This is a genomic window from Caballeronia sp. LZ065, from assembly GCF_031450975.1.
GTDB lineage: Bacteria > Pseudomonadota > Gammaproteobacteria > Burkholderiales > Burkholderiaceae > Caballeronia.
The window spans coordinates 1-3,361 of record NZ_JARUXV010000014.1 but is presented as its reverse complement, the minus strand read 5'-3'; the positions used below and the strand labels follow the sequence as shown (position 1 = coordinate 3,361).

The window sequence follows — 3,361 nt, the reverse complement described above, 5'->3', positions numbered from 1 at the left end:
GCGTCAAGCATCCGTTCAACGCGTCGGACTTCTCGTCGATCGTGCTGCAGGCCCAGGCGTCGGGGGCGAAGATGATCGCACTCGCCGATGCGGGCGGCGACATGATCAATGCCGTCAAGACGGCGAATGAGTTCGGCATCACGAAGTCCGGCAAGCAGAGCGTTGTTGCCATGGCGTTTCTGCTGACGGACGTGCATTCGCTCGGCCTGCCGCTGGCGCAGAATCTCTACACGATCGAAGGCTTCTATTGGGACGCGGATGCGAAGACGCGCCAGTTCTCCGAGCGCTTCTACAAGCGCATGAACAAGATGCCCACTGCGATCCAGGCGGCCGCTTATTCCGCGACGCTGACGTACCTGAAGGCCGTGGCGGCGACCGGCAGCGACGACAGCGCGATCGTGATGAAGCAGATGAAAAGTGCGCCCGTGGATGACATCTATGCGCAGCACGGCACGATCCGCGAGGATGGACGCCTCATCAAGGACCTCTATCTCGTGCAGGTCAAGACGCCGGCGGAATCGAAGCGGCCGTGGGACTACTACAACATTCGCGCGACGGTGAAGGGCGCCGATGCGTTCCAGCCGTTGTCAAAGTCCACCTGTCCGATGATCACGAAGGCCCAGACCGCCGCCAATGCTCAGGGGAAGATGCAATGACCGTCACCGTGACCCGCCTGCACGAAACCTTCGCCGCGCAAGTGAGCGGCATCGATCTGGCGCATCCCGAAGACCGGGCGCTCGGGCAACTTGCTGCCGCCATCGACGAGTATGGCGTCGTCATCGTGCGGGATCAGACGCTGACCAACGAAGACCAGATCGCGCTCGCGTCGCGCTTCGGTCTGCTCGAGCCTTCGGTGACGCGATATCGCGCGGATAACCGGCAGCGGATCGAGCGCAAGGAAATCGTGGATGTATCGAACCTCGACGAGAACGATCGTCCGCGCGCAGTCGACGACCGGTTGCGCATGCTTCTGCTCGGCAATCGCCTGTGGCACACGGACAGTTCGTTTCGCGCGACGCCCGGCGCGTTGTCGATGCTCTACGCGCGCGTCGTGCCGCCCGCCGGCGGCGAGACCGAATTCGCCGATAACCGCGCGGCTTATGAGACGCTGCCTTCGCCTCTGAAGCAACGCGTCGACGATATGCTCGCCGAGCATGCGCTCATGTATTCGCGCGAACAACTCGGCTTTACCGACTTCTCGCAGGAAGAGCGCAACGCCTTGCCACCGGTACGGCATCCGCTCGTGCGATCGTCGCCAGCGCACGGGCGTCGGGCGTTGTATATGGGTTCGCATGCGTCGCATATCGTCGGTCTGCCGGTGCCGGAAGGTCGCATGATCCTGCGCGACCTGCTGGAACACGCGACGCAGCGCGAGCGTGTGTACGCGCACGCGTGGCACGTGGGCGATCTGGTGATATGGGACAACCGTTGCACAATGCATCGCGGCAAGCCGTATGACGAGTCTTATCCGCGAGATTTGCGCCGGGTAACGACAAGCGACACGGAACCGCTCTCGACTTACGACATGCTGCAGCGGCGCAGCGAGGCCTCCCGAGAGGCGCCGGCGCGCGCGTGATGAACGACGAATGATCGACGAAAAAGCATTGCAACCCGATACCTTACGGATGAAGCACGTGCGCAGGGAGGCCCGTCTGAGAGCAGACCAGGAAGATGCCGTTCTGTGGCGATGGTTTTCCGGCCTGTTCGAGGAGGGCCGCTTGAGATGGTGTCGCGCGGCAGGGGGTTGGCTGGTCAGCGTTGACCATCGACATGTAGCAACCCACAAGGATTTCGACGCAGCGATTCGCACGGCGTTCGTGACGCTTCATCCTTCCAGATGAGAGGAGAGGGGCGATAAAAGATACCGGGCTCGCACGCAAGGAGGGCAACGCTCCGGCGACGGGCGAATTGGCGCTTCCCTCGCTGACGTAGAGGACCTCGGCAGCATGTGTGACGTTCTCGTAACATATAGCCACCACTGAGCATCTGAGCGCGCTGGAGAATTGGATCTGTGCGAGCAATCAGTCGACAAAGAGAGGCGCTCTTCGCATCATCTGGTCTATAGGCAGGCGCCCAGGGCTCTGGGCCGCGAGGGATACCAGAAGGTCGAGATGTGCTCCCCCAGCCTCCTCGAACACGGTGGTCTTTCCGCTGCGCTTCGGCGCGGTGCGCACCATGTCGTGAAGATCGCCCTTGATGTCAGCCAACGCCCATGCGCCATGGGTGATTGCCTGACCGATGTCACCGGCGTTGACTGGAGTGTCTGAAGATACCGACCTCGAGAATTGCTTCCCCCGTGCCAGCGGACTCGCGCAGCTTCAGCGTTGAGAAACGTGAAGTATGGGTCTGCCGCTGAAGTTCTCCTTGCCTCCCTACATTAGACGAAGAACAATCCGCTGTAGAAGTGCCTGTAAATCACGCCGCGTGTCGCAGACGATATGAATGTACAGGACGTCCGAACGCACTTGATAAATTATCCGGTTCTTACCTGAGAGCACCTGCCGATAGGTTTCGTTAGCGAACCCCTCGAGCTCAGGAGGAATGTGACCGCTCTCAGGAAATTGGCGAATCTGCGTGATGGTGGCTTGAAGGTGCTCCGAAGTCTGAAGCCATGTCTCCCAACCGAATGTCCGGACGATGTAACTCCTCAGTCCGTCGATTCCAATCCGGGCCGTCGGCAGAACACGATACTTCAGCATCGGACCGTGCATCAGCGAATCTTCTTTTGTCGATCGAGTTCGGCGAGTTCCGAGAAAAAAGCGTCGCCGTCGACATAGTCCTCTTGGTCGATCTGCCTTTGACCGATAGCGAGGAGCTTCAGGAGCGCGAGCGTCTGTTGCGTGCTTTCATAGGTGCGCACATCCTGTACAACCAGCTTCGCTTCGCCGTTTTGCGTGATCACCAGCGGTTCGCCCGACTCGGTAAGATCCTTGACGATTTGCGCCGCTTCGCTTTTCAGGTAGCTGATGGGCTTTACGTGATCTGCGAGATGCATGATTGCTCCTTCGTAACGCAAGTATCAGACTGAATATAGACCAAATTCAGTCTGGAGGGAAGAGCGGCCCGCCGCAAGCGATCACGATTCGTTTCTGTGGGTCTGCACCGCATGACTGTGCGCTTTCTAGCTCTGGCGCCCCTCAAGCGCTAATGAACGCTTGGTGGAGCAAAGTTGGTGACGTTGTTGGGAAGCTGGGCTGGCCGAATCTTGCTCGGCGCGCACGCTGCCTAAGTCACTAGACGAACAATTTTTAAGTAATCTAGGATGTCATGGCTAAATACAAATGTCCGATGTCTGGCTCATTAGAAATGTCAGGGTTTAAGATTTGCCAATCTCTTTAGATCATTATCTCCCCACCGCGGC

The 3,361-nt window shown here is 59.1% G+C and carries 6 protein-coding genes; 3 read left to right on the top strand and 3 right to left on the bottom strand.

Annotated elements, in window-relative coordinates; all coding sequences use genetic code 11:
- The 3 genes from QCE63_RS35370 to QCE63_RS35360 all read left to right on the top strand — a co-directional run.
- On the top strand, positions 1-656 hold a 656-nt coding region (locus QCE63_RS35370; RefSeq protein WP_309839898.1), incomplete at its 5' end, for an ABC transporter substrate-binding protein.
- Positions 653-1,576, top strand: coding sequence for a TauD/TfdA family dioxygenase (locus QCE63_RS35365; protein ID WP_309839896.1), 924 nt, complete (start codon positions 653-655; stop codon positions 1,574-1,576). The genes QCE63_RS35370 and QCE63_RS35365, both read left to right, overlap by 4 nt.
- 10 nt (positions 1,577-1,586) lie before the next feature.
- A complete protein-coding gene (locus tag QCE63_RS35360) occupies positions 1,587-1,841 on the top strand; it encodes a hypothetical protein (protein WP_309839894.1) in 255 nt (84 codons plus the stop codon).
- Between the two features lie 180 nt (positions 1,842-2,021).
- Here the strand turns inward: QCE63_RS35360 and QCE63_RS35355 are convergent, their stop codons facing one another.
- The 3 genes from QCE63_RS35355 to QCE63_RS35345 all read right to left on the bottom strand — a co-directional run bounded on the left by QCE63_RS35355 (position 2,022) and on the right by QCE63_RS35345 (position 2,995).
- The gene (locus QCE63_RS35355) at positions 2,022-2,207 is read right to left on the bottom strand and encodes a hypothetical protein (RefSeq protein WP_309839892.1); all 186 of its coding nucleotides are present in this window, start codon (positions 2,205-2,207) and stop codon (positions 2,022-2,024) included.
- 165 nt (positions 2,208-2,372) lie between these two features.
- Positions 2,373-2,699 (bottom strand): type II toxin-antitoxin system RelE/ParE family toxin, encoded by a 327-nt coding sequence (locus QCE63_RS35350; protein WP_309839901.1) that lies wholly within the window; start codon positions 2,697-2,699, stop codon positions 2,373-2,375.
- A gap of 11 nt (positions 2,700-2,710) precedes the next feature.
- The gene (locus QCE63_RS35345) at positions 2,711-2,995 is read right to left on the bottom strand and encodes a type II toxin-antitoxin system Phd/YefM family antitoxin (protein ID WP_309839890.1); all 285 of its coding nucleotides are present in this window, start codon (positions 2,993-2,995) and stop codon (positions 2,711-2,713) included.
- Positions 2,996-3,361 lie beyond the last annotated feature (366 nt).